We start from the raw sequence: 22,680 nt of genomic DNA, 5'->3' as shown, positions 1-22,680 counted from the left end.
AGTATAAAAGTATGAAACAGCAAGTAACAGCAAAGACCGGCACCGCACCTCGCATCGACGCGCACGCTGAAGTAACTCACCAAAAGCAGCTTGCAGACGTCGTGAATCCGCGGTTTGTGCGCTCGCATGAGACCAAATTTGAGGGTTTTATCTGGGACGTTGTTCGTGAAGATTTTTCACTAACAGAAGACGGCGAGGCTTTGGGACGCGACTTCATTACTCATCCCGGGGCTGTGTGCATCTCGGTTCTCAACGACAAAAACCAGATTCTGTTGATTAACCAGTACCGACAGCCGGTGGGTATGAACCTGTGGGAGATTCCTGCGGGCATGCTCGATATTGAGGGCGAAGCGCCGCTGGATGCTGCTCAGCGAGAGCTTGCTGAAGAGACAGATTTACAGGCTGAACAGTGGGATCTGCTGATGGAATACCATAACAGCCCCGGTTGTTCGGCAGAAGCTAACCGTATGTATCTGGCACGCGGCATCACTGAAATTCCGCATGATCAAAAGATTGAGCGCGAAGGCGAAGAGGCCGAGATTATTATGCGCTGGTTCGATTTAGATGAGGCTGTGGATGCTGTACTCAACGCGCGTTTGCACAGCCCCAGCGCTAATCAGGCTATCTTGGCGACCTATGCGGCTCTTCATCGCGGCACCGTGGGCAACAAGCCTGCGGACGCTCCCTGGCCCGCGCATCCTTACCTACGAGACGGCGATTTCCGCGGGTCCCTGAGCTAAAGCACATGAGTAAGTCACCGGATCTGGTAGCCCAGGCATCTGCTACGCAGCGCGAGAAAACTGAGCAGACACCTCTTGCACTGAGTATCGAGAAGTATCTTCAGCATCTCGTCATTGAGCGCGGTTTAGCGCAAAATACCGTTGAATCGTACACCCGCGATCTACAGCGGTACCGGGGGTACCTTTCAAGCGTCGGTATCATTGATGCCCGCACGGTCACTAAAAAGCACGTTCGTGACTTTGCCCAGTCGCTAGCTACGGGGGACGGCGAGCATCAGGGTCTAAGCGTGCGTAGTGTGGCTCGGGTACTGGTTGCGGTGCGCGGTGCTCATAAGTTCTGGCTGGTCGAAAAAGTAACAACTACCGATCCGGCAGCGGCGGTTTCGCCACCTTCGCCGGCTCAGCGGCTTCCGAAAGCTATTCCTCTTGCTCACGTTGAACGTCTGCTTGCCGCCCCCGATGTGTCATCGGCGGCCGGGCTGCGCGATAAAGCCATTTTAGAGTTTCTATACTCAACCGGTGCCCGCATTTCTGAGGTTATTAACGTTGACCTGGACGACCTTTCACATTCTGCCAAAGACTCGCATTCGCCTGTGCCCGCGGTCGTACGGTTGTTCGGTAAAGGAAATAAAGAACGCATTGTGCCCGTTGGCTCATACGCGGTTAAAGCTATTGAAGACTATGTTGTGCGCGCTCGCCCAGAACTCGCTGCCCACGGTAAGGGAACCCCCGCGCTATTTCTAAATTCTCGGGGTGGACGCCTCACCCGACAGGGCGCGTGGCTGATTCTGAAAAAGGCTTGCGACAGGGCGCAACTTACCGAGGAAATTTCACCGCATACTTTGCGTCATTCTTTTGCAACGCACCTTCTTGAAGGTGGGGCGGACATTCGGGTGGTGCAAGAGCTTTTGGGACACGCATCTGTCAATACCACTCAGATCTACACCAAGGTTACGGCTGAAACCTTGCGTGAGGTCTTTGTAATGGCGCATCCTAGAGCTCGATAAATTTCTTACCGGTGAGATACAGAAACTGCCGGTGTGCTCTATAGAGCACACCGGCAGTTTTTCTTATATCAAACACGCCTAACGCGTAGCTCGCGGCTGACCTTCAGCGTAACCTGCCGCCGACTGAATGCCAACGGTTGCGCGCTCAAAGAACTCGTTGATGCTGGATGCACCCGCGTAAGTGAATGACGAGCGAACACCGGAGATAATGCTGTCAATCTGATCCTCAACACCGCCAGCATTCTCAGGCAGGTAGATGCGAGCTGAAGAAATACCTTCTTCAAACATCTCACGACGTGCCTTTTCAAATGCCTCAGTCTTGGAGTTGCGGTTCTTGACCGCACGACGCGATGCCATACCAAAGGACTCTTTGTACTCGCGTCCATCGGAATCCTGCAGGATATCGCCGGGGGACTCATAAGTACCAGCAAACCATGAGCCAATCATGACGTTGGATGCACCAGCAGCTAGCGCCAAGGCAACATCGCGGGGATCTTTGACGCCACCATCGGCCCACACATGAAGACCGAGTTCACGTGCGGCCGCTGCGCATTCGAGTACGGCTGAGAACTGCGGGCGTCCTACACCGGTCTGCATACGGGTGGTGCACATTGCACCGGGACCAACACCGACCTTGATGATGTCAGCGCCGGCTTCAGCGAGATCGCGGACGCCATCGGCAGTGACCACGTTACCTGCGGCGATAGGGATGTCAGGGTTGAGAGCGCGAACCTTCTTGAGAGCCTCAATCATCGATTCTTGGTGACCGTGCGCGGTGTCTACAACAAGCACATCAACACCGGCGTCGATCAGAGTTTTAGCGCGCGTCTGGATATCGCCGTTAATACCAACTGCCGCGCCTACACGAAGTTTACCGTTCGCGTCGGTTGCTGGAGCGTACAAGCTAGCGCGTAGCGCGCCTTTTCGGGTTAAGACACCCACGAGCTTGCCGCTGGAATCAACCACAGGGGCGATCTTGCGTGAGGTCTCGTGCAAGCGCTCAAAAGCTTCGCGTGCATCCACCGTATCGGACAACGTCACTAGGGCAGTAGACATAATGTCGCCCACCTGATCAAAATTGTCGACGCCGCGAAGATCCTTGCGAGTGACAATACCAACGGGCTCGTTTGCGTCGTTCACGACGATTGCGGCACCGTGGGACCGCTTGGGCATTAAATGCTTGGTGTAGCCCGCTGTATGGTGCGGACGCACTGTAATAGGAGTATCAAAAATCAGGTGAGAAGACTTCACCTTTTCAATGGTTTCAACCACGATTTCGGTGGGAATATCTTGAGGGATAATCGCAATGCCCCCGCGGCGGGCAACAGTCTCAGTCATACGGCGACCGGCGACAGCGGTCATGTTCGCTACGACGAGCGGAATAGTTGTACCGGTGCCATCGTTGGTTGCGAGGTCAACACCCATACGAGAACCCACGTTAGAGCGGGAGGGAACCATGAAAACATCAGAATACGTCAAGTCAGTTGACGGCGTCATATTATTCAGAAACTTCATTAGTACTATTTTACCAGCGTCTAACTTTTCTGGGACATAGGAATTCTTGCTGTGCAAAAGGGTAATGAGCTTCTGCAAACAGCAGTATTCAGCGAATTTCGCGGGGTTAGTACTTAATCATGATGGGAGAAAATGAGATGAGTTTCTTCTGTGGTGAGTGCCGGAACCGGCAACGGTAAATCTGTTGGGCGATGCTTTCGTAAAGACTCTAATGCTAACCACAAATAGCGGCGGTAGAGCTCGCTGGTGTCAGGTTTATGCTCTGCACGGTTAGAGCCAACTAAACGGGCGATATTGATAAGCCCCACTTGAATGAAGATAAGGTCGGTGCCCTGGGCATCCGCACGCACGACACCGTCCTGGATTCCTCGCTCAATTACTTGGTTGACCAGGGGAGCGATGCGGTTCTTTGAAGATGCAAAGACCTCGGAACTCATGTCTTGTCCTGAAATAATTTGTGCCATACCGCGATCGCGTACCTGGATTCTAGTTGCATTCTCCAGGTAGCGCACCAAGCATTCCCACGAATTTTCAAAAGCAAGTGCCGTGTGCAGAATGCCGAGCAGTTCTTCAATCTGCTCTTCGTAGATTTCTTGCATGAGTTCTTGTTTATTTGCAAAACGGCGGTAGACGGTGCCGACTCCCACACCAGCTTCTTTGGCGACATCATGAAGTGTTGCAGAAAATCCGTGTTCGGAAAACACCCGTTTAGCTGCCTGAACGATGAGGACGCGGTTGCTGGCGGCGTCCTTGCGGAGCGGCTTTTTTTGTGATGTCTTGCGTGGTGATGCTTTAGTCATACAGATGATTATGCCATAAATGGACAAACTGTGTCCGTATAGTGCTACACCGATGGAGTGGACATGGTAGGTCCGGATAAATGTGGGAAGGTAACAATGAAAATCGCAGTACTCGGTTCAAAAATGGTCGGCCAAGCACTTTCTGAAAAATTAGTTGAGGTGGGGCACAGCGTTGTCATCGGCACTCGTAACCCTGAGAAAACAAAAGCTAGTACCGAAACCAGCCAGCTTGACCCCGTTAGCTTTAGCGAATGGTATAAGAATCACTCCACCAAAGAGCAAATGGTGGAACCCGCTATATATGGCGAGACCACCATGTTCATCTCGGGTGAAGACGAGGATACTAAAAACCTTGTGATCACCGAAATCCTGCAAAAATTCGGTTGGGCTGAGTCTCAGATTCTGGATCTTGGTGGCATTGTAAATGCGCGCGGTACTGAGATGTCCATGCGTCTTTATTTCCAGCTAGCAGCAAAGCTAGGAACCTTCGAATTTTCATTCGTGGATGTCAAGAACAAGTAAGTATCAGTGACAAGGCTTAGAGGGAGAAAGCATCATGACTGAACAAATGTTTTTTGAACTAAATAACAGTGTAAAAATGCCGGTTTTGGGCCTGGGTGTCTTCCAGACCCCGCCAGAAGAAACTGCTGAGGCTGTTGAACACGCTCTTAAATCTGGATACCGTCACATCGATACGGCAGCCGCATACATGAATGAAGCTGGCGTGGGAGAAGGCATCCGCCGCTCCGGTATTTCGCGCGAAGAAATCTTTATCGAAACCAAAGTGTGGATTACCGACTACGGCTATGAAGAGACCCTGCATGCTTTCGAGAAATCGGTAACGAAGCTTGGTGTCGACCACATCGATCTTCTGATTTTGCACCAGGCAGTTCCGACGGGGTTTGATCGTACTGTTCAAGCTTACAAGGCACTTGAAAAGCTTTTGGCAGACGGCAAAGTTCGTGCAATCGGCGTTTCAAACTTCATGTCAGAACACCTTGAAAATCTGATAGAGCAGACCGATACCGTTCCAGCAGTCAACCAGATTGAAGTGCATCCTTACTTTCAACAACGCGATGTAGTAAATACCAATAAAAAATACGGCATCTTAACTCAGTGCTGGTCGCCCATCGGCGGTATTACGTTTTACCCCGGCTTTGAGAACGGTCTACCCAGCACCCTGGACAACGAAACCATCGGTGGGATTGCTACGAAGTACGGTAAGACGTCTGCTCAAGTGATGCTTCGCTGGCATCTGCACGAAGGACGCCAGGTTATCCCCAAATCAGTCAAGCCTTCTCGCATTGAAGAAAACTTCGATGTTTTCGATTTCGAACTGACCGAAGAAGAGCTGGGAGCTATCGATGCCCTCGATACCGGTAAGCGCGGCGGACCTGAACCCGTAGACATGACCTTTGAAGACTTTTCATTTCCTATTCCTGAAGCATAAGGAGAAAATCATGGCCGAACAGACTTATTTCGAACTCAACAATGGCGTGAAAATGCCAGCTCTTGGTCTTGGCGTTTTTCAGATGTCTGACGAAGAGGTGCGTGAAGCTGTGCCTGCAGCGGTTGATGCTGGCTACCGCCTGATCGACACCGCATCCCGTTATTACAACGAGAAAGCGCTGGGTGCTGCGCTTGCTGAGCTCGATGTTCCTCGTGAAGACCTTTTTATCACCACTAAGCTCTGGTTTAAAGATCATGGTTATGAGTCCACCAAGAAAGCCTTCGAAGTGTCGCTTGAAAATCTAGGCCTGGAATACCTGGATCTTTACCTTATTCACCAGCCGTTCAACGACTATTACGGTGCTTGGCGTGCAATGGAGGAGCTTTACGATGAAGGGAAGATTCGCGCTATAGGCGTTTCTAACTTCTACCCGGATCGTTTCTACGATTTGGCTCAGTTCACCAAGGTTGCTCCGGCAATCAATCAGCGTCGCATTAACCCTTATGACCAGCAGGCAGACATTCGTGAACTTTCTGCAAAGTACGGTACCACTTTGCAGGCGTGGTCACCGTTGGGGCAGGGGAACCCTGCTTTGTTTGAGGATGCTGTTCTCACAGGTATCGCAGGTAAGTACGGCAAATCGGTTCCCCAGGTGATCCTGCGCTGGCTGGTGCAGACCGGTGTATCTGCCGTTGTGAAGTCGGTTCATGCTCACCGTTTGCAGGAAAACTTCAACATCTGGGACTTCGAACTGTCTAGCGATGAAGTAGCTGCAATCAATGCTATTGACAAGCGCGAGACCGGCAACGGCGGACTTGACCACCGTGACCCGCAGATGCTGGATCTTCTGCTGACCTTCGAATAAACCGAGTAAGCCTTAAGGATGCGGGTACTTCTGCAAGTGCCCGCATTTTTATCCCCTTCAACACGGCCGAATCAGGCATACAGCCCCGGTGGTATTTTTTATCCGTCCCGGTAGTTAAGGCGGTAAAAGTTAAGGTAATAAAAAGACACAGTTAGGGTCTGGGTGACTAAATGAATGTGCGAGGCTTTACAATTTTTCGAATACAGTAAGTGATTTGCACAACCATGTGTAAATACGCGCACACGACTTACCTGTTCGTCATGCTGGAAGGCGCACACATGAATTCAACTGCTACCGCGCACAAGCCGTGGTACAAAGATCCCACCCACATGCTCTACGTTTCCGTGATTATCGCGGTTATCTTGGGTTGCATCGTTGGTCTGGTTGCTCCTGATCTTGGTAAAGCGCTGGCACCCATTGGTACCGCCTTTATTAACCTCATTAAGATGATGATCGCGCCGGTCATTTTCTGCACCATTGTTCTGGGCGTTGGCTCAATTGCTAAGGCAGCAACGGTGGGACGCGTTGGCGGTATGGCGCTGGGCTACTTCATCCTCATGTCTACCTTTGCGCTCGCTATCGGTCTAGTCGTGGGTAACCTGATTGAACCCGGCCACAACCTCCACTACCAGCCCACCGGCTACGAGCCTCCTGCTGCAGCTGGCCATGGCGGGGATACTAAATCTACCGGTAACCCCACTGTTGATTTCTTGCTCGGTATTATCCCTGTTTCTCTGCTGTCATCATTGACTGCAGGCAATATTTTGCAGACGCTCTTTGTCGCTTTGCTCACCGGTTTTGCTCTGCAGAAAATGGGCGATACCGGTAAACCGATTCTGAAGTTCCTCACCTACGCGCAGGCTCTCATTTTCCGTTTGCTCATGATGATTATGTGGGTTGCTCCCTTAGGTGCGTTCGGCGCTATTGCAGGCGTTGTTGGTTCAACCGGTATTAAAGCTATTGGTTCGATGCTGGTACTCATGGTTGCCTTCTACATCACCTGTATTCTCTTTATCGCTATCATCCTCGGCGGCGTCCTCAAGGTCGGTGCAGGTTTCAACATCTTCAAGCTCATGAAGTACCTGGCGGGCGAATACCTGCTGATTTTCTCCACTTCATCATCAGAAGCTGCTTTGCCCCGTTTGATTGCAAAGATGGAACACCTCGGTGTTTCAAAGCCCGTTGCAGGCATCGTTGTGCCCACCGGTTACTCCTTCAACTTGGACGGCACCGCGATCTACCTGACCATGGCATCACTGTTCGTTGCTGAAGCAATGGGTAAGCCTCTTGCTCTGGGCGAGCAGGTTTCACTGCTGGTCTTCATGATCATTGCGTCGAAGGGCGCAGCAGGTGTTTCTGGCGCGGGTATTGCGACGCTTGCGGCAGGTCTGCAGTCGCACCGCCCCGACCTCATCGACGGCGTGGGCTTGATCGTTGGTATCGACCGCTTTATGTCAGAAGCACGTGCGCTCACCAACTTCACCGGTAACGCAGTGGCTGCTGTTCTCATGGGTAAGCTCAACCACGAGCTCGATGTGGAACGCGCCCACCAGGTGCTCAACGGCAAGCTTCCGTTCGATGAATCCTCAATGGGCGATGCCCACGAGATTCACGGTGACCAGCGCGTTGATCACGCGATTATGGAAAAATCACCGACTCGTCAGATGAACATTGTGCGAGCATCAGACGGCAAAATTACCGTTCTCGATAAGTAAGCTCTGAACACTTACTACTAGGACGCGGTACCCTCCCGGGTAGGGGAGGGTACCGCGTCCTTTTGTGTGCTTTTCGTTTATGCCATCACTTTCGAAAATCGCCACTGATGAGGCGCTAAATGTTTCAGATGTGCGACGGTGAACGTCACCAATGGGGTGTAAAGACGCGATACCCTATAGACTGACTGTAGATATTTTTCTCCAAGACTCGAAGGTGAAAACATTGACCGATACCGCAGGAAACGAACAGCTCGGCCCAACCGGCCGTCCTCTGCGCGTTTACCCAGACCCAGCGCCGCTGTCTTCGCACGGTCCGGCGCGCATCATCTCAATGGTGAACCAAAAAGGTGGAGTCGGTAAGACTACCTCGACCATTAACCTCGGTGCTGCTCTAGCTGAGACAGGACGCAAGGTTTTGTTGGTTGATTTTGATCCGCAGGGGGCGTTATCAGCTGGGTTTGGCGCTAACCCTCATGAGCTCGACCTCACCATCTACAACGTCATGATGGATCGCAAGGTTGATATCCACGAGGTTATTCAGTCAACCGATACTGAAAATATTGACTTGTTGCCTGCAAACATTGACCTTTCAGCGGCTGAAGTGCAGCTGGTGAACGAGGTTGCACGCGAGCAGGTACTTGCATCGGCTCTGCGTAAGGTGGAGAACGACTACGACGTTATTCTCATTGACTGCCAGCCTTCACTGGGCCTGTTGACGGTTAACGCTCTGACGGCGAGCCACGGTGTGATTATTCCGCTGATCTGCGAGTTCTTTGCTCTGCGTGCGGTGGCTTTGTTGGTTGATTCCATTGAGAAGGTCCAGGAGCGTTTGAACCCTAAACTTCAGATTGACGGTGTGCTGGCAACCATGTTTGATTCCCGCACCCTGCACTCTAAAGAGGTTCTTGCTCGTATTATCGATGCGTTCGGTGACAAGGTCTTTGACACCGTTATCAAACGCACCGTAAAGTTCCCCGATGCAACTGTTTCAGCAGAACCGATTCTGTCCTACGCATCCAACCATCCCGGTGCTGATGCTTACCGCCAGCTCGCACGCGAGCTGATTTCTCGTGGTGGGGCACCCTAAAGCCCAGGCCTTGAGATAGCAAAAGGGGCGCCTGCTCGTGATGAGCGGGCGCCCCTTTTTGCTATCGATAGCCTCCTAGGTTCTACGAACCTGCGGCATGGTTTTAGTTCACGGTGCTTACTGCTGCCGCTGAACCCACGTTGATTATGAAGTTATCTTCTACTGGCTGGTAGAGCGAAACTGAAGGACGTGCGTAAACGTTTTGACGCAACTGATCCTTCTCAGCATCCGTCATGAACATGTCTTCACCGCGGGTGAGCACACGCATCACCATGTCGGTTTCAACCTCAACCACGCGAGCCGCGAAATCAGCATCAGCGTCGCAAAGATTCTCGAGCATCGGCACATGCGCACGGATGATGTTTTCTGCGTGGTTCGCAAGCTCCTGCACACGAGTCTTATCGAGGCGTGCAGTCGGGGTGTTGGTGGGTAGGGTTTCAAAAGTTGCAATAGTCATTATCTTCTCCACAAGGTGTTTATAAGGGGCGCGCCTCTACTATGGGACCGCCCGCCACAATGTTTGATGGCGCGCTCGGGTAAAAAGTGAGCGCATGAACTCGTGAGTTGATGGAATGGACGCGAGGATGCGCGGTGCATCTGCTGTGTATTGCGCCAGTGTTCTTGCTGGGAACTCTTTGTGATGAGTGCGCAAGAAAAAGAAAAATCCACGAGTTGGGATGTCAGCTGTAGCGCCGTGCCAAAGTGCTTGCTACTGCTGAACCCTCAACACTACACACGTTCATGATGTAAAACAAGAGGGATTTTCAAAATATTCCCGGATGTGTCAGTGAGGGGAAGGAGACGGGCGGAATGGGGTAGTGGCGCACCTAATGACGTTAAGACCTTGAAACCGCAGGCATTTACCGGCACAATCTTTATACGAGTATTCTGCACTTTGTAGTGCACATCATTTTTCAGTCGTAAAGGACGCTTTTTCACTTTTATGAGCGCACACTCAGTCGCTGCCGTGAGGGTACCGACACAGCCTAAGAGCTCTGCGAGCACTTCTTCTCAGCAGAGCCACGAATTCACGCTACACCTTCATAACTTTGAAGGTCCTTTCGACCTCCTTTTGCAACTGATTGCCCGCCACCGTCTTGATATCACCGAGATTGCGCTGGCGCAGGTCACGGACGAATTTATTGGTTATATCAACCGTATGTACGAGCTGGGCACTGAAGCCGCTTTAGATCAGGCCAGCGATTTTCTTGTCACAGCGGCAACCCTGCTTGATATCAAAGCTTCGAGGCTTTTGCCCCAGCGTGCCCCAGAAACCACGGAAGAATTTGCAGCTCTTGAAGCCCGCGACCTTCTATTTGCGCGGTTGTTGCAGTACCGAGCCTACAAAGAAGTTGCCTCTGTTTTAGAACAGCGATTTGGTGAGGAATCATCACGATACATGCGTGATGTCACCCTCGAACCTCGTTTTGCTAAAGCACTACCTGAACTGGTTTTTGACGTTTCGCCCGAGGAATTCGCGTCCATCGCGTATAAGGCGCTTTCAACGGCAGAAGAGTCGCAGAGCGTTGAGCAGGTTGAAACCGAACACCTGAGAGTCCCCCTCACAACTATCGCAGCGCAAGAACAAGCAATTTTGGACGCGTTAGAAACGGAACAGACAGTAAGCTTTGAAGAACTTGCCAGCCGAAGCCAAGAACTTGAGATTGCTGTAGTGCGATTTTTGGCGATGCTTGAACTCTACAAGGAACACCGCATCGATGTGCGCCAGGATCAACCGTTAGCGAGCATTATCCTGACTAAGCTCGCATCCAGAACAGTCGAAACTGAACACGGCAAAACTTCAGACAGCGCCCGAAAGGAGGAGCAATGAGCATTTACCCCGGACAAGAGTTCAACCGCGATGACGAGTCGATTGTGAACCTAGGCTACTGGGATCCTGGTGCAGACGACGATGCTCCTTCAGAGCCGGCTGAAGATGTTGACCCTGCAGAAAACGACACAGAACCTGAAACTGCTGATGCAGAATCGGCTGGCGAAATGCCAACCGTCGCCCCTTCTAACCCCTGGGACACTCCTGACACCGCTCAGACCTATGCAGCGACCACTGTTAACGAACCCATTATTGCAGCGGGTGAGGACGCGGTCTCTAAAGTCGAACTGATTCCTGGCGGCGTGAAAAGCGCAGTGGAATCAATTCTGGCAGTCGCTGATGTTCCGGTGAGCACACGAGAATTCGCATCCGCTTTAATCGTCTCGGAACGAGCGGTTGATGCCGCTTTAGACGAGCTGTACATGGAATATAACGGCTATACCGATTCTGACGGCAACTCGCATGAACCCCGAGGATTTGAACTACGACGCATCAACGGCGGATGGCGCCTGTATGCTCGCAAGGATTTCTCGCCGTGGGTAGCGCGCTTCGTCACCGGCGGGCAAGGAAAGAAACTGACCGCATCGGTAATGGAAACCCTCGCTGTTATTGCCTACCAGCAACCGGCAACCCGCGGGTATGTCTCGCAGGTGAGAGGAGTGAATGTTGATGCAGCTTTTAGGACGCTCAAACAGCGTGGCCTCATTACCGAGACCGTTCCAGAAACCGGTAGCGGAGCAGCCCAGTACATCACCACCGACACCTTCCTTGAAAAACTCGGGTTAAACAGCCTGGACGAGCTACCTAAGCTCGCGCCGTTCCTCCCCGATATCAATGACATCGAAATAGCAACCGAAAATTCATAATTTTTACTAACTTCAACGAACATATGCGCTAGAGAAAACAGCACAGAAAGAGAGAAACAACATGGCACAAGGACGTTCAGGTAACCACGGACGCGGCGGCGCTGGCCGCGGTTTCGGCAAGAACAATGAGTACCGCGGTGGCAAGCCCGGTGCAGGTGGACGCGGCGGAAAGGGCGGCGGTCCTCGCGGAGGTGCAGGCTTCGGCAACGGATCAGGATTCGGCGGCGGTAAGCCGGGCAAGCCCGGTAAGCCCGGCGCTAAAAATGGTGGCGCTCGCGGTAAGGGCGCTCCCGGCAAGTCAGCTCAGGGCAAGCCTTTCCGTTCCGGCAAGCCTTTCGCATCAGAACGCGGCGAGTACCGCCCGTCATCGAACTTTCAGCGTAACGACAACTACGCTGGTTCGCACCGTCCGCGTCGTCCCAAGAACGCACCTGTAGATCACTACGATTTTTACGATCACGATGGCGTACGTTTGCAGAAGCTGATGGCTCAGGCAGGCGTAGCATCACGTCGCGTGTGCGAGCAGATGATTGAAGAAGGCCGCGTGACCGTCAATGGTGAGCTCGTCACCGAGCTCGGCGTTCGTGTTAACCCTGATCAGGCAGAAGTACACGTTGACGGTATGCGTATTCAGACCAACGAAAAGCTCGTGTACATGGCACTGAACAAGCCTGCTGGCGTGGTTTCATCCATGGATGATCCCGACGGTCGCCCCGACATCTCCAACTTCTTGCGTAAGTCCATGTCCCAGCGCGTTTTCCACGTTGGACGTTTGGACGTTGAAACCGAAGGTCTGCTGCTGCTGACCAACGACGGTGAGCTGGCTAACCGCCTAACCCACCCGTCCTACGAGGTGCCCAAGACTTACCTGGTGCAGGTTCCCGGTCCGATGGACCAGGGCATCGGCGCAGCGATGAAGAAGGGTATCCGCCTTGAAGATGGCGTTTCGCGTGTTGATACCTTCAAGCTCATCGATTCAACTCCCGGCCACATTCTCGTTGAGGTCACCATCCACTCGGGTAAGAACCGCATCGTGCGCCGTATGTTCGAAGCAGTGGGACACCCCGTTGAGAAGCTGGTTCGCGTGCAGATGGGCCCCGTGCGTATTGGTTCGCAGAAACAGGGCACTATTCGTAACCTGTCGAAGGTAGAAATCGGCGAGCTGCTGGCATCCGTAGGCATGTAATGAGCGTCGGTCTTTCAGCTGTTGAAGGGCCGGTGCTGATCATTGGTGCCGGCCTTTTAGGAAGTTCAATCGGTCTGGGGCTACGCGCTCAGAGCGTTGATGTTGTGGTGTCTGATGCTTCGCCCACAAACGAGGCTGTTGCTGAGGACATTGGCGCGGGCCGTTCTTTGCGTGCTCTCGAGCAATCGCAAGAGAGCCTATCAGACCCCGCTGTCGTAGTTGTGGCGTCCCCTCCGGACGTCACGGCCTCCATCGTTATTGAGTCTTTACGTAAGTACCCGCACGCAACGGTGATGGACATTTCCTCCGTCAAACGCTCTATTGCCGAGGAGGTTCTTGCCGCTAACGTAGATGCATCGCGCTACGTGGGCACGCATCCCATGGCAGGACGCGAAAAATCCGGCCCTGTGGCAGCACGCGGTGAGCTCTTTACCTCTATGCCGTGGGTTATCTGCGCACACGAGAGCACGCGTCCAGAAGCCGTGAAAACTGCGGTTACTATTGCGGTAGAACTCGGCGCGACGGTGACTCACCTCGATGTGGAAGAACACGACCGTACCGTGGCGTTGATTAGTCACGTACCTCAGGTCATGAGCTCATTGTTAGCCTCACGTCTGCAAGACACTCCGCTGTACGCCTTGGGGCTTGCGGGGCAGGGACTACGCGATACCGTTCGTATCGCAGGCAGCGACCCCGGGTTGTGGGTGCAAATTCTTTCTGCCAACGCGCAACCTGTGGTGCAAACGCTTTACGGTGTGCGCGAAGACCTCGAACGCCTGATCAAAACACTTGAATCTCCCACAGCATCCGGCGCTCGCCTTGATATCGCTCAGCTTATGAGCGAAGGAAATAACGGCGTGAACCGTATTCCCGGTAAACACGGCGGTGCACCGGCGGCTTTCTCACAGATGACAGTGCTGGTAGACGATACCCCAGGCCAAATTGCGCAGCTGCTGGCAGAAATCGGCGAGCTGGGCGTGAACCTTGAGGACCTTCGACTTGAACATTCACCGGGGCAACCCGCTGGTCTTGTCGAAATCTCGGTCAACCCTAACGAACACGAAAAGCTGGTTGAAGACCTCACCGAACGCGGTTGGAAGGTTGTGCGCTAGGGCAGAAACCCGCACTTTCACGGCTAAGAACCATTAGAATAGTTGACGGTACGCACCGTTAGAAAAGGAAAATTTCATGACCTCCGAACGTCTTGTGATTGCTATGGACGGCCCTTCAGGCTCGGGCAAGTCTTCAGTTGCTAAAGCTGTAGCTCAGCACTTTGGTCTGGCCTACCTCGATACCGGTGCGATGTACCGTGCCCTGACCTGGTACTGCCTCCAGCAGCAGGTTGATCTAACCGATGCAGACGCTGTGTTGGCTGCTGCGCAAAACTTCCCGCTGTCTCAAGGAACTACCGCCGACGTAGAAATGATTGAGGTCGACGGTGTAGACGTGGTCGAGGCAATCCGCGAACCCCGCATCTCGGAGAACGTTTCGGCTATCGCGTCCAACCGCGGTGTGCGCGACCTTTTGATCAACATGCAGCGCGACGCGATTAAGAATTCCGGCTACCGCATGGTGGCAGAAGGACGCGACATCACCACCGTCGTTGCCCCCGATGCTGATGCGCGCATCCTGCTCACCGCCTCAGAAGAAGTGCGTTTGGCGCGTCGTGGCTTGCAGCTGGGCGGAACGCAAAATAACGAACAGCTGGCTCAGCAGGTTTCGGCTCGCGATGCCAAAGATTCCAAGGTCAACAACTTCACCGAGGCTGCAGAAGGCGTGACCCTCGTAGACTCCTCAGACCTGAACTTCGAAGAAACTATCGACGCCGTCATCAAGGCCGTCGAAGAAGCACGCCAAAAGTAACACCCTTTGAGGTTGTTTCCACTAAACTTGTACACAATGCTTGACGCGCCGTGAGGCGCCACAACAGGGAGGTCGCTTAGATATGAGCACCGGTAATTACGAAGACAAATTCTTAGGCGGTGGCGAGGACGACGTCACCGAGCGCCTTGCCGAAATCGATGATGAGACCGCGAATCAGCGTGCAGAAGCACTGCTTGCAGGTCTTGAAGACTACGACCTTGATGAAGAAGACCGCGACCTTCTGGGTGTGTGGGGCTTTGACATCGATGAAGACGATGACGATGAGGCAGACCCGGTTGTAGCGATTGTTGGCCGCCCTAACGTTGGTAAGTCAACTATTATCAACCGCATCCTTGGCCGTCGCGAAGCTGTCGTTGAAGATAAGCCCGGCGTAACTCGCGACCGTGTGTCGTACAAGGCTGAACACTCCGGCAAGGACTTCACCTTAGTTGATACCGGTGGTTGGGAGGCCGACGCTAAGGGTATTGACGCGCAGGTTGCAGCTCAGGCTGAAATCGCTGTTGCCGGTGCTGACGTGGTGCTCTTGGTTGTTGACGCCATGGTTGGCATTACCGCAACTGACGAGGCAATCGTTCGTATGTTGCGTCGTAGCGAAAAGCCCATCATCCTGGTGGCTAACAAGATTGATGACCTGCACCAAGAACCTGAAGTTGCCAGCCTATGGTCGCTGGGTATGGGCGAGCCGTACCCCGTTTCAGGTCTTCACGGACGCGGTTTGGCAGATATGCTGGACGCGCTGTTGGAGATTCTGCCGGAGCACTCACAGTTTGCTGAACCCGAGGTCCGTGGCGGCCCGCGTCGTGTGGCATTGATTGGTCGACCCAACGTTGGTAAGTCATCACTGCTGAATAAGATTGCTGGCGAAGAGCGAGCTGTCGTGAACGACCTTGCCGGCACCACCCGCGATCCCGTTGACGAAATCGTTCACCTGGGTGATAAGCCTTGGCGTTTTGTGGACACCGCGGGTATTCGCCGCCGCGTTCACATGTCCAAGGGTGCTGATTTCTACGCATCGCTGCGTACACAGACCGCGATTGAGCGCGCTGAAGTTGCCGTCATTTTGTTGGATGTTTCAGAACCTATCTCTGAGCAGGACGTTCGCATTATTCAGATGGCAATCGACTCGGGTCGTGCCATGGTTCTTGCCTACAACAAGTGGGACACCCTGGATGAAGACCGCCGCGAGCTGTTGGAACGCGAAATCGACCGCGATTTGGCGCACGTTGCGTGGGCACCTCGCGTGAATATTTCAGCGAAGACCGGTTGGCACAAGGACAAGCTCGTTCCCGCTTTGGAACACTCACTGCAATCATGGGATTCACGTATTCCCACCGGCCGTTTGAACGCATTTTTGGGCGAGATTGTTGCAGCGCACCCGCACCCCGTCCGCGGTGGTAAGCAGCCTCGCATCCTGTTCGGTACCCAGGTGTCTTCACGCCCGCCGAAGTTCGTTCTCTTCACCACCGGCTTCCTTGACCCCGGCTACCGTCGATTCATCACTCGTCGCTTGCGCGAGGCCTTCGACTTCACCGGTACTCCTATTGAGGTCAGCATGCGCGTGCGCGAACGTCGCTCACTGAACGCTGATAACAAGAAGCGTGGTGGCGGACGCCGCTAACGTTCTCAGCGTCTAGAAACTAAAAAGGCCCCCTGCCCGATCAACATCGAGCACGGGGCCTTTGCTGTTTGAACTAGTCGAGCAGTCCGGTTTCGCGGAAGATCCGCACCGCGTTGATAAAACGCGGGAACCCAACATAGGGGTAAGCCTGAAGTAGCGCGGCAAGGATTTTCTCGGGAGAGTTGCCGGCCTTAACTGCTCCGTGAAGATGCGGTACCAGCTGGTTCGCGACATCACCGTGCGCGGTCAGAATAACCACAATCAACAACTCGCGTTGAGCGACCGATAAATCTTTGCGCGTCTCAAAATCACCGAAACCTGTAGCCGACAGGTGGTAGGCAATCGCCTCGTTGAACGGCGCTGGAAGCGATGCAAACGCACCCTTAATCTCTGTACCGTAGAGAGACTCTTGAAGCTCGCGTCCTTTTTCAAAGCGGTCATCTTCGGTGGTGGTAGCTGAGGACGGCAACGGCAGAGCAATTTCGTGAGACTCAAAGACCTTGTTCATTGTTGCAATAGCGTTGAGCGTCTTGGGATAACCGATGAACGGTGCGATTTGGTAAATAGTTTCACGAATAGTCACAGGGCTGACATCAATGTTTAACGCGGCGTGAATATGTACCTCAAGCTGGGGGAGCGTCTGCAGAGTTGCCAGAGCAACGATGGTGATAATTGCGCGGGCACGGTCATCTAAATCAGCGGTGTGAAAGATATCGCCGAAAATCTGGCGTTGCAAAATTGTCATGAACTCCGGGTCGGTGTCCATCATTCCACCGGTGACGCCGCCGAAAAGTTCTTGAAGTTTGTCTTCGGTTTGTTGGACGCGGTTGGTCTTCTCAGCCACGGTTTCCTCCTTTTGCGGTGCGTGGAGCACCTGGGTTTTCTACTTTTATCCTAGACCTGCAGACGATATGCGGGAAGGAAATAGTGTTTTATGGGTGAGCTCTCAAAAACGTGACATAGAGCGCGCAAAAAACTTGCTAAAAGTGGGGTTCTCGATTTGGCAAAGTGCAAAAAGGGTCTGTATAGTAGTACGAGTGTTCAGGGCACAAGCCCTTGAAAACAATCGGGTTGTGGCGCAGCTTGGTAGCGCACTTGACTGGGGGTCAAGGGGTCGCAGGTTCAAATCCTGTCAACCCGACAAAACAAATCCTGTCTACTTCGGTAGGCGGGATTTTTTGTTTAACTTTTCTCAGCTGTCTCACCTGCTCGTCCACGATGCGTGACCACAAAAACATCAGGATGACCACAAAACCGTCACAAACAGCGCACTTTGAGCAGTACTTTGACGCTTACGTGGTCACTGTGATGTTTACGTGGTCACTGTGTTGCGAGAAGGCTACGGTGAAGACAAAGGGAGAGGGGGGAAAAGAATGTTGAGGCTCCTACCTGCGCAGGTTCGGACGCTGCTCCCGACCGGGAGACCTCGCGCCACCCGCCTTACGGCCGCGTCCTGCCGGGCTGCCGGGCTGTCGCACCTGCTCTATCGGTAGCTAAGGATCTTTCATATCGCGTGTGAGCAAGATTCAAGCACTAGTAACCTTCGATTCACCTACCGGTAGTAAGTACGTCACATGAACCTGACAGAGTAAAGCAGTCTCATACAACAAACATCTGATCACACAGGATGTAAAGGACTGCTTTCATGACCACTCAGAACTCACCGCAACAGCGTCGTCTGCTCCCCATGCTCAACCACGTGCGCGGTAAGCGCTCTGCTGTAACCTGCGCGCTCAAGTGCAACAATGCATGTTTGGAACCCACCCCAAACTGCTCAGATAACCACTACTTCAAAGACGTAATTGAAGGCGCTATCTCACGACGCGCGATGCTCGGCGGCGTTGCCGGCGCGGCACTCGTGGTTGGTACCGGGGCTACTTCTCAGAATTCAGCCTATGCAGCACCTGGTGGCGTTCCCGGTAGCGCCAACGGCAAGCTGAAATTTAATCCCATCGCGCCGGTTGCGTCCACTGTTGATGACTTCAACGTACCCAGTGGCTTCAAGTGGGAACCCATTATTCGCTGGGGAGATCCCCTGTTCTCAAGCGCGCCTGAATTCGATATCAACAATCAAACCGCTGAAGCTCAGGCGCAGCAGTTTGGCTACAACAACGACTACCTGACAGTTGTACCGGACCCCGACAACCCATTGCGTGGCATCCTCGTAAATAACCACGAGTACATTAACCCCGCGCTCATGTTCCCAAACTCGCCGCTTTCTGTTGAACAGCTTCGCGTGTGCATGATGGCCACCGGCCTTGCTGTGGTTGAACTGGAACGCAAGAAGGTTGGCGGCCCCTGGAACTATGTTGTCGACGGACGCCGTAACCGCCGCATCACTGCAGACACAACCTTTGAGCTTGACGGCCCTGCCGCTGGCTCAGATTTGCTCAAGACAAAGGCTGACCCCGAAGGTCGTTTTGTCTCGGGTACTAACAGCAACTGCTCCGGTGGGTACACCCCCTGGGGTACAGTGCTCTCGGGCGAGGAGAACTTTGACGGATTCTTCTTTGGCCGCGGCACCGATGAAGAAAAGCGTTACGGCATCAAGAACAAGGCAACCTCTTACGGTTGGGAACGTGCAGATGACCGTTTTAATGCGAATGTGTCCGGCTTCGAAAATGAGGCACAGCGTTTTGGCTACGTAGTTGAAGTTGATCCTGAGGAACCCACCTCAACCCCGCGCAAGCACACCGCGCTGGGTCGCTTCAAGCACGAGGGTGCGAACATTCACGTTGATCCTAAGACCGGCAAAGTTGCGGCGTACATGGGTGATGACCAGAAGTTTGAGTACATGTACAAGTTCGTCTCGTCCAAGAATTACATTGAGGGCGACCGCGAGCACAACAAGACTCTGCTCTCTGAAGGCTCACTGTTTGTCGGTCGTTTTACCGGTGATACTCCAAGCCTGATTGATGGTTCAGGACGTCTACCTGAAGACGGTGAGTTTGACGGCGTTGGCGAGTGGATTCAGCTCACCGACGGTAACAAGTCGCTGGTGCCCGGTATGTCTATTGAAGAGGTGCTCGTCTTCACCCGCCAGGCTGCAGATAAGATGAACCCCACTAAGATGGACCGTCCTGAGGACGTTGAACCCTCCCCCTACACCGGTAAGATTTACGCGGCGCTGACCAATAACACCGACCGCGGCATGGGCGGCACTTTTGCTCGCCCCGATGAGGCGAACCCGCGCGCTAATAACCGCTCAGGTCACGTCATCGAGATCACCGAAGACAACAACCGGGTGGACGCTAAAACCTTCACATGGAATCTTCTGCTGGTTTGTGGTGACCCTGCAGGTGATGAACCCGTTTACTTCGCAGGGTACGATCCCGCCCGCGTCTCACCTATCTCTTGCCCCGACAACGTTGCCTTCGATTCGGAAGGTAACCTGTGGCTGACCACAGACGGCGCTCCCGATAAGATTCAGAAGAACGACGGACTGTTCAAGGTTGGTCTTGAAGGTGCTAACCGCGGCAAGGTAGAGCAGTTCCTTTCAGTACCTCGTGAGGCTGAAACCTGTGGTCCCGTTATCCATGACCAAGAGAAGATGGTCTACGTCTGCGTGCAGCACCCGGGTGAAGATGGTTCATTCGCCGAGCCTCACTCATACTTCCCGGACTACGTGAACAAGAAGAATAAGTGGTTCAAGAAGGGGCAGGCTCAGTCAACCCTTGCTGAAAAGCACGGTGTTTTGGCGCACCCGCGTCCTTCTGTGGTTCAGATTTACCGCTAAACCGCTAGAAAATCCCGTCAAGCTACGTAAACGGGGCGCCCCCCCCCACACTGTGTGAGGGCGCCCCGTTTTTCTGATTGAAAATTACTAACGACTAGCCGTGCTTTTTAGCTTGGCCCGGAGGCAAAACGGTTTTCTTGCAATCCCGTGTTGCCCTTGCCATTGTTGCACTCGCCGCGCGGATTCTTCTTGCCTGTAGGCGGCGTTACAGATTCATCGTTGGGTTGGCTAAGATTGAATCCAGCCACTAGCGGATCATGGTCCGACGAGCGGTAAGGATCAGCCGAGTACAGGTTGGTGATGTTGCTGTTGTAGCGGCTGTATTCAAAGCCGATGGATTCAACGGAGTTGATGTTCCAGACATCTGCGTCGGTGAAATTGTCGATAAAATCGCCGGACGCGAGTACATGGTCGAGCGAGCCGGTGCGGCCTCCGTAGGCGTAGGTTTGGCCGGCGTCAAAGTGAGTGTCGAGGCTGATGTAGCCTGCCCGATAGAGAACCTGGAGCGGATCTTCTTGCAGGTAGGAATTAAAATCGCCGAGCACTACAACGTTGCCGGTGTTGTGTTTAGCTTCTTGGGCGTCAGCAAACTTCACGAGGTCGGTTGCCTGCGTCACTCGTGACGCGTTTGAGGCGCCTTGACCATCGCCCTGATCCGCATTTTCGCCGGAGCCAGAGCCTTTGGACTTGAAGTGGTTGACGATCGCTACGAAGATTTCATCGTTATCGTCGCTGTTTACAGATGCGAAGGCTTGAGCCAGCGGCTTGCGGGCATTTTCAAAAGCGGTGGTGTCAGTTAGGATTTCTGATTCACCGACCGGGGCGACGCGTGCGGGCTGGTAGATGAAGGCGGTACGAATAACGTCTTCAGTTTCTGGAAGCTGCGCAGGTGAAGGCACAGCCGCCCACTTGTTCTCACCGGCGGCGGCATTCAGCGCATCCACCAGGGTGTTCAGGGCTTCGTCGCGGTCTTTGCCAAAGACGGCTGAGTTCTCAATTTCTTCAAGAGACAGTACCGAAACGTCCATAGTGTTAATGGCCGAGACAATTTTTGCCTGCTGACGCTCAAAATTCTCTTGGTTGGCGGCGCCGCGCGCATCGCATCCTGAATTGACGGTCACGGGGTTATTCTGACGGTCCTTATAGAAGGTGCAGCCGGTGAGCTCATCGCCGGTGGTTGAGAAATAGTTCAGAACGTTAAAGCTTGAGATGCTGACTTCGCCGCCGATAGGGTGAGGCGCGACCTCGCGGGTGTCCGTCCATGAGACGGGAAGATCACTGGGGCTAGTTGACCCGTTGACCGTGGTGGTGGGCTGCAACGTCCACGCGTCGAAAGAATAGGACAGCACGGCAGGGTGCTGGAAGGTTACGGGCGCGCCGATGCGCAATGGGTTATCCTGCGAGAGATAGGCGACTGGAGTCTCAGAACCACCGCGGGTGTAATCAACGGTTGACCCGTCGTCGAGAACAAAAGTTTTCTCTTTATTTGCAGCCTCGTACGCGATGGCTTCTTCACCGGGTTTTACAACGTCGGTGGCGGTGCGCAGGGGAGAGTCGCCGTTGACCAGGGTAAACGATCCGTATCGATTGGTGCTGTAGTTATCCGTTACCGTGATGTCACCGGCTGGCTGAACTAGCATGCCTTCGAGTGCCTCGCGGGCGGTGGCATCCTCAGGCAGAACATCGCGAATGGGTTCAATGCTCTGGCCAGCACCGAGTTTCTCGAGTCCACCGGTTCGAACGGTCAGCTGAGTTTGCTTCTTATACTCGCTCACCGTGCCGGTCACTTTGACGAGATCACCGATACCAACGTTTTTGACGGTGTCGACGGAGTACACGAAGATGCCGTCTGATTCTCCGGGCGTGAAGTCAGCGGAAGAAGAACCGGGTGTCTGAATGAAGTAACCGTTCAAACCGCCCTCAGCGTAGACCGCGGTGACGATGCCGGTGGTTGTCACGCTGCGCGAGGCAAGAGGCGAGACATCGGTGGTTCCTTGCACCTGAGCGATACTGACTTCTTCGGCGGCCTGTGCTGCGGGTAAGGACGCGAGTGAGCCCAAGCCGAGTGCGGCAACGGAGGTTGTTGCGGCAAGGCAGGAGAGCTTGCGCCAGCGGTAGTGAATGTTCATAGGAGGTTCCTAGTGACAATCAGTGGTTAGTGCGGTGGTTCCATCTTCAGTATAGGGAGGCTCGAGTCACGGCGGGGTTAACTGCGGGTTTATTTTGAGATTGAAGAAGTGGTGGGTTTTGATGCGGTAGTGAGTGTGTTGCTGAGGAAGGATGAAAATATTTTTTATTTCATCTATCACAGTACTTAGTAATCTGCGTCATAAGGTTTAGATGTGACTATGCATAGTGATGCGGTTCTTTGTGGAGCTGT

General features: G+C 53.5%; 19 protein-coding genes and 1 tRNA gene. 15 read left to right on the top strand and 5 right to left on the bottom strand.

The genetic code is table 11. The features are described 5' to 3' along the window. Positions 1–11: 11 nt before the first annotated feature. Positions 12–740, top strand: coding sequence for an NUDIX domain-containing protein (locus HF984_RS08215; protein ID WP_168615194.1), 729 nt, complete (start codon positions 12–14; stop codon positions 738–740). A gap of 5 nt (positions 741–745) precedes the next feature. Next, positions 746–1,747: a site-specific tyrosine recombinase XerD gene (gene xerD / locus HF984_RS08210; protein ID WP_168615193.1), complete on the top strand. Its 1,002-nt coding sequence runs from the start codon at positions 746–748 to the stop codon at positions 1,745–1,747. A 78-nt stretch (positions 1,748–1,825) separates the two neighbouring features. Here the strand turns inward: xerD and HF984_RS08205 are convergent, their stop codons facing one another. Both HF984_RS08205 and HF984_RS08200 read right to left on the bottom strand, forming a co-directional pair. Then, complete coding sequence (locus HF984_RS08205) at positions 1,826–3,262, bottom strand: GuaB1 family IMP dehydrogenase-related protein (protein WP_168615192.1); 1,437 nt, start codon at positions 3,260–3,262, stop codon at positions 1,826–1,828. Positions 3,263–3,375: 113 nt separating this feature from the next. Further along, complete coding sequence (locus HF984_RS08200) at positions 3,376–4,062, bottom strand: TetR/AcrR family transcriptional regulator (RefSeq protein WP_168615191.1); 687 nt, start codon at positions 4,060–4,062, stop codon at positions 3,376–3,378. A 96-nt stretch (positions 4,063–4,158) separates the two neighbouring features. Here HF984_RS08200 and HF984_RS08195 point away from each other — a divergent pair, with 96 nt between their 5' ends. The 5 genes from HF984_RS08195 to HF984_RS08175 all read left to right on the top strand — a co-directional run bounded on the left by HF984_RS08195 (position 4,159) and on the right by HF984_RS08175 (position 9,179). Beyond that, the gene (locus HF984_RS08195; RefSeq protein WP_168615190.1) at positions 4,159–4,584 is read left to right on the top strand and encodes an NAD(P)-binding domain-containing protein; all 426 of its coding nucleotides are present in this window, start codon (positions 4,159–4,161) and stop codon (positions 4,582–4,584) included. A 34-nt stretch (positions 4,585–4,618) separates the two neighbouring features. Then, positions 4,619–5,512 carry an aldo/keto reductase gene (locus HF984_RS08190; RefSeq protein ID WP_247596554.1) on the top strand — a complete coding sequence of 298 codons (894 nt, stop codon included), beginning with the start codon at positions 4,619–4,621 and terminating at the stop codon, positions 5,510–5,512. A 10-nt stretch (positions 5,513–5,522) separates the two neighbouring features. Then, entirely contained in the window at positions 5,523–6,377 is an 855-nt protein-coding gene (locus tag HF984_RS08185; protein ID WP_168615189.1) for an aldo/keto reductase, read from the top strand. 278 nt (positions 6,378–6,655) lie between these two features. Beyond that, complete coding sequence (locus HF984_RS08180) at positions 6,656–8,092, top strand: cation:dicarboxylate symporter family transporter (RefSeq protein ID WP_168615188.1); 1,437 nt, start codon at positions 6,656–6,658, stop codon at positions 8,090–8,092. A 223-nt stretch (positions 8,093–8,315) separates the two neighbouring features. Then, on the top strand, positions 8,316–9,179 hold the full coding sequence (locus tag HF984_RS08175; protein ID WP_228008245.1) for a ParA family protein: 864 nt from the start codon (positions 8,316–8,318) through the stop codon (positions 9,177–9,179). A 103-nt stretch (positions 9,180–9,282) separates the two neighbouring features. On the opposite strand, the gene HF984_RS08170 is transcribed toward HF984_RS08175, so the two are convergent. Further along, on the bottom strand, positions 9,283–9,636 hold the full coding sequence (locus HF984_RS08170; RefSeq protein WP_168615186.1) for a hypothetical protein: 354 nt from the start codon (positions 9,634–9,636) through the stop codon (positions 9,283–9,285). A gap of 486 nt (positions 9,637–10,122) precedes the next feature. On the opposite strand from HF984_RS08170, the gene HF984_RS08165 reads away from it, so the two are divergent. The 6 genes from HF984_RS08165 (at position 10,123) to der (ending at position 16,564) form a co-directional block, all read left to right on the top strand. Beyond that, on the top strand, positions 10,123–11,010 hold the full coding sequence (locus tag HF984_RS08165) for a segregation and condensation protein A (RefSeq protein ID WP_168615185.1): 888 nt from the start codon (positions 10,123–10,125) through the stop codon (positions 11,008–11,010). Next, on the top strand, positions 11,007–11,876 hold the full coding sequence (gene scpB, locus HF984_RS08160) for an SMC-Scp complex subunit ScpB (protein ID WP_168615184.1): 870 nt from the start codon (positions 11,007–11,009) through the stop codon (positions 11,874–11,876). The genes HF984_RS08165 and scpB overlap by 4 nt, the downstream gene beginning before the upstream one ends. A 61-nt stretch (positions 11,877–11,937) precedes the next feature. Then, a complete protein-coding gene (locus HF984_RS08155) occupies positions 11,938–13,062 on the top strand; it encodes a pseudouridine synthase (protein WP_168615183.1) in 1,125 nt (374 codons plus the stop codon). Further along, a complete protein-coding gene (locus HF984_RS08150) occupies positions 13,062–14,174 on the top strand; it encodes a prephenate dehydrogenase (RefSeq protein WP_168615182.1) in 1,113 nt (370 codons plus the stop codon). Before HF984_RS08155 ends, HF984_RS08150 begins: the two co-directional genes overlap by 1 nt. A gap of 76 nt (positions 14,175–14,250) precedes the next feature. Next, positions 14,251–14,925: a (d)CMP kinase gene (cmk, locus tag HF984_RS08145; protein WP_168615181.1), complete on the top strand. Its 675-nt coding sequence runs from the start codon at positions 14,251–14,253 to the stop codon at positions 14,923–14,925. Positions 14,926–15,007: 82 nt separating this feature from the next. Next, positions 15,008–16,564 (top strand): ribosome biogenesis GTPase Der, encoded by a 1,557-nt coding sequence (gene der, locus HF984_RS08140; RefSeq protein ID WP_168615180.1) that lies wholly within the window; start codon positions 15,008–15,010, stop codon positions 16,562–16,564. A gap of 73 nt (positions 16,565–16,637) precedes the next feature. On the opposite strand, the gene HF984_RS08135 is transcribed toward der, so the two are convergent. Next, positions 16,638–17,408 (bottom strand): carboxymuconolactone decarboxylase family protein, encoded by a 771-nt coding sequence (locus tag HF984_RS08135; protein WP_210729661.1) that lies wholly within the window; start codon positions 17,406–17,408, stop codon positions 16,638–16,640. Positions 17,409–17,631: 223 nt separating this feature from the next. Here HF984_RS08135 and HF984_RS08130 point away from each other — a divergent pair. Both HF984_RS08130 and HF984_RS08125 read left to right on the top strand, forming a co-directional pair. Next, positions 17,632–17,705: transfer RNA gene (locus HF984_RS08130), tRNA-Pro, on the top strand. Between the two features lie 504 nt (positions 17,706–18,209). Then, complete coding sequence (locus HF984_RS08125; protein WP_168615179.1) at positions 18,210–20,300, top strand: PhoX family protein; 2,091 nt, start codon at positions 18,210–18,212, stop codon at positions 20,298–20,300. Between the two features lie 107 nt (positions 20,301–20,407). Here the strand turns inward: HF984_RS08125 and HF984_RS08120 are convergent, their stop codons facing one another. After that, positions 20,408–22,429 (bottom strand): ExeM/NucH family extracellular endonuclease, encoded by a 2,022-nt coding sequence (locus HF984_RS08120; protein ID WP_168615178.1) that lies wholly within the window; start codon positions 22,427–22,429, stop codon positions 20,408–20,410. Between the last annotated feature and the right edge of the window lie 251 nt (positions 22,430–22,680).

The organism is Rothia terrae, assembly GCF_012396615.1.
Lineage (GTDB): Bacteria > Actinomycetota > Actinomycetes > Actinomycetales > Micrococcaceae > Rothia > Rothia terrae.
The sequence above is the reverse complement of the archived record's forward strand: the minus strand, read 5'-3'. Positions and strand labels throughout refer to the sequence as shown.

Bases quoted from the DNA above. Each gene is read 5' to 3' on its own strand.
- HF984_RS08215 (WP_168615194.1), top strand. From the start codon at position 12: ATGAAACAGCAAGTAACAGCAAAGACCGGCACCGCACCTCGCATCGAC.
- xerD (WP_168615193.1), top strand. From the start codon at position 746: ATGAGTAAGTCACCGGATCTGGTAGCCCAGGCATCTGCTACGCAGCGC.
- HF984_RS08205 (WP_168615192.1), bottom strand. From the start codon at position 3,262: ATGAAGTTTCTGAATAATATGACGCCGTCAACTGACTTGACGTATTCT.
- HF984_RS08200 (WP_168615191.1), bottom strand. From the start codon at position 4,062: ATGACTAAAGCATCACCACGCAAGACATCACAAAAAAAGCCGCTCCGC.
- HF984_RS08195 (WP_168615190.1), top strand. From the start codon at position 4,159: ATGAAAATCGCAGTACTCGGTTCAAAAATGGTCGGCCAAGCACTTTCT.
- HF984_RS08190 (WP_247596554.1), top strand. From the start codon at position 4,619: ATGACTGAACAAATGTTTTTTGAACTAAATAACAGTGTAAAAATGCCG.
- HF984_RS08185 (WP_168615189.1), top strand. From the start codon at position 5,523: ATGGCCGAACAGACTTATTTCGAACTCAACAATGGCGTGAAAATGCCA.
- HF984_RS08180 (WP_168615188.1), top strand. From the start codon at position 6,656: ATGAATTCAACTGCTACCGCGCACAAGCCGTGGTACAAAGATCCCACC.
- HF984_RS08170 (WP_168615186.1), bottom strand. From the start codon at position 9,636: ATGACTATTGCAACTTTTGAAACCCTACCCACCAACACCCCGACTGCA.
- HF984_RS08165 (WP_168615185.1), top strand. From the start codon at position 10,123: ATGAGCGCACACTCAGTCGCTGCCGTGAGGGTACCGACACAGCCTAAG.
- scpB (WP_168615184.1), top strand. From the start codon at position 11,007: ATGAGCATTTACCCCGGACAAGAGTTCAACCGCGATGACGAGTCGATT.
- HF984_RS08155 (WP_168615183.1), top strand. From the start codon at position 11,938: ATGGCACAAGGACGTTCAGGTAACCACGGACGCGGCGGCGCTGGCCGC.
- HF984_RS08150 (WP_168615182.1), top strand. From the start codon at position 13,062: ATGAGCGTCGGTCTTTCAGCTGTTGAAGGGCCGGTGCTGATCATTGGT.
- cmk (WP_168615181.1), top strand. From the start codon at position 14,251: ATGACCTCCGAACGTCTTGTGATTGCTATGGACGGCCCTTCAGGCTCG.
- der (WP_168615180.1), top strand. From the start codon at position 15,008: ATGAGCACCGGTAATTACGAAGACAAATTCTTAGGCGGTGGCGAGGAC.
- HF984_RS08125 (WP_168615179.1), top strand. From the start codon at position 18,210: ATGACCACTCAGAACTCACCGCAACAGCGTCGTCTGCTCCCCATGCTC.
- HF984_RS08120 (WP_168615178.1), bottom strand. From the start codon at position 22,429: ATGAACATTCACTACCGCTGGCGCAAGCTCTCCTGCCTTGCCGCAACA.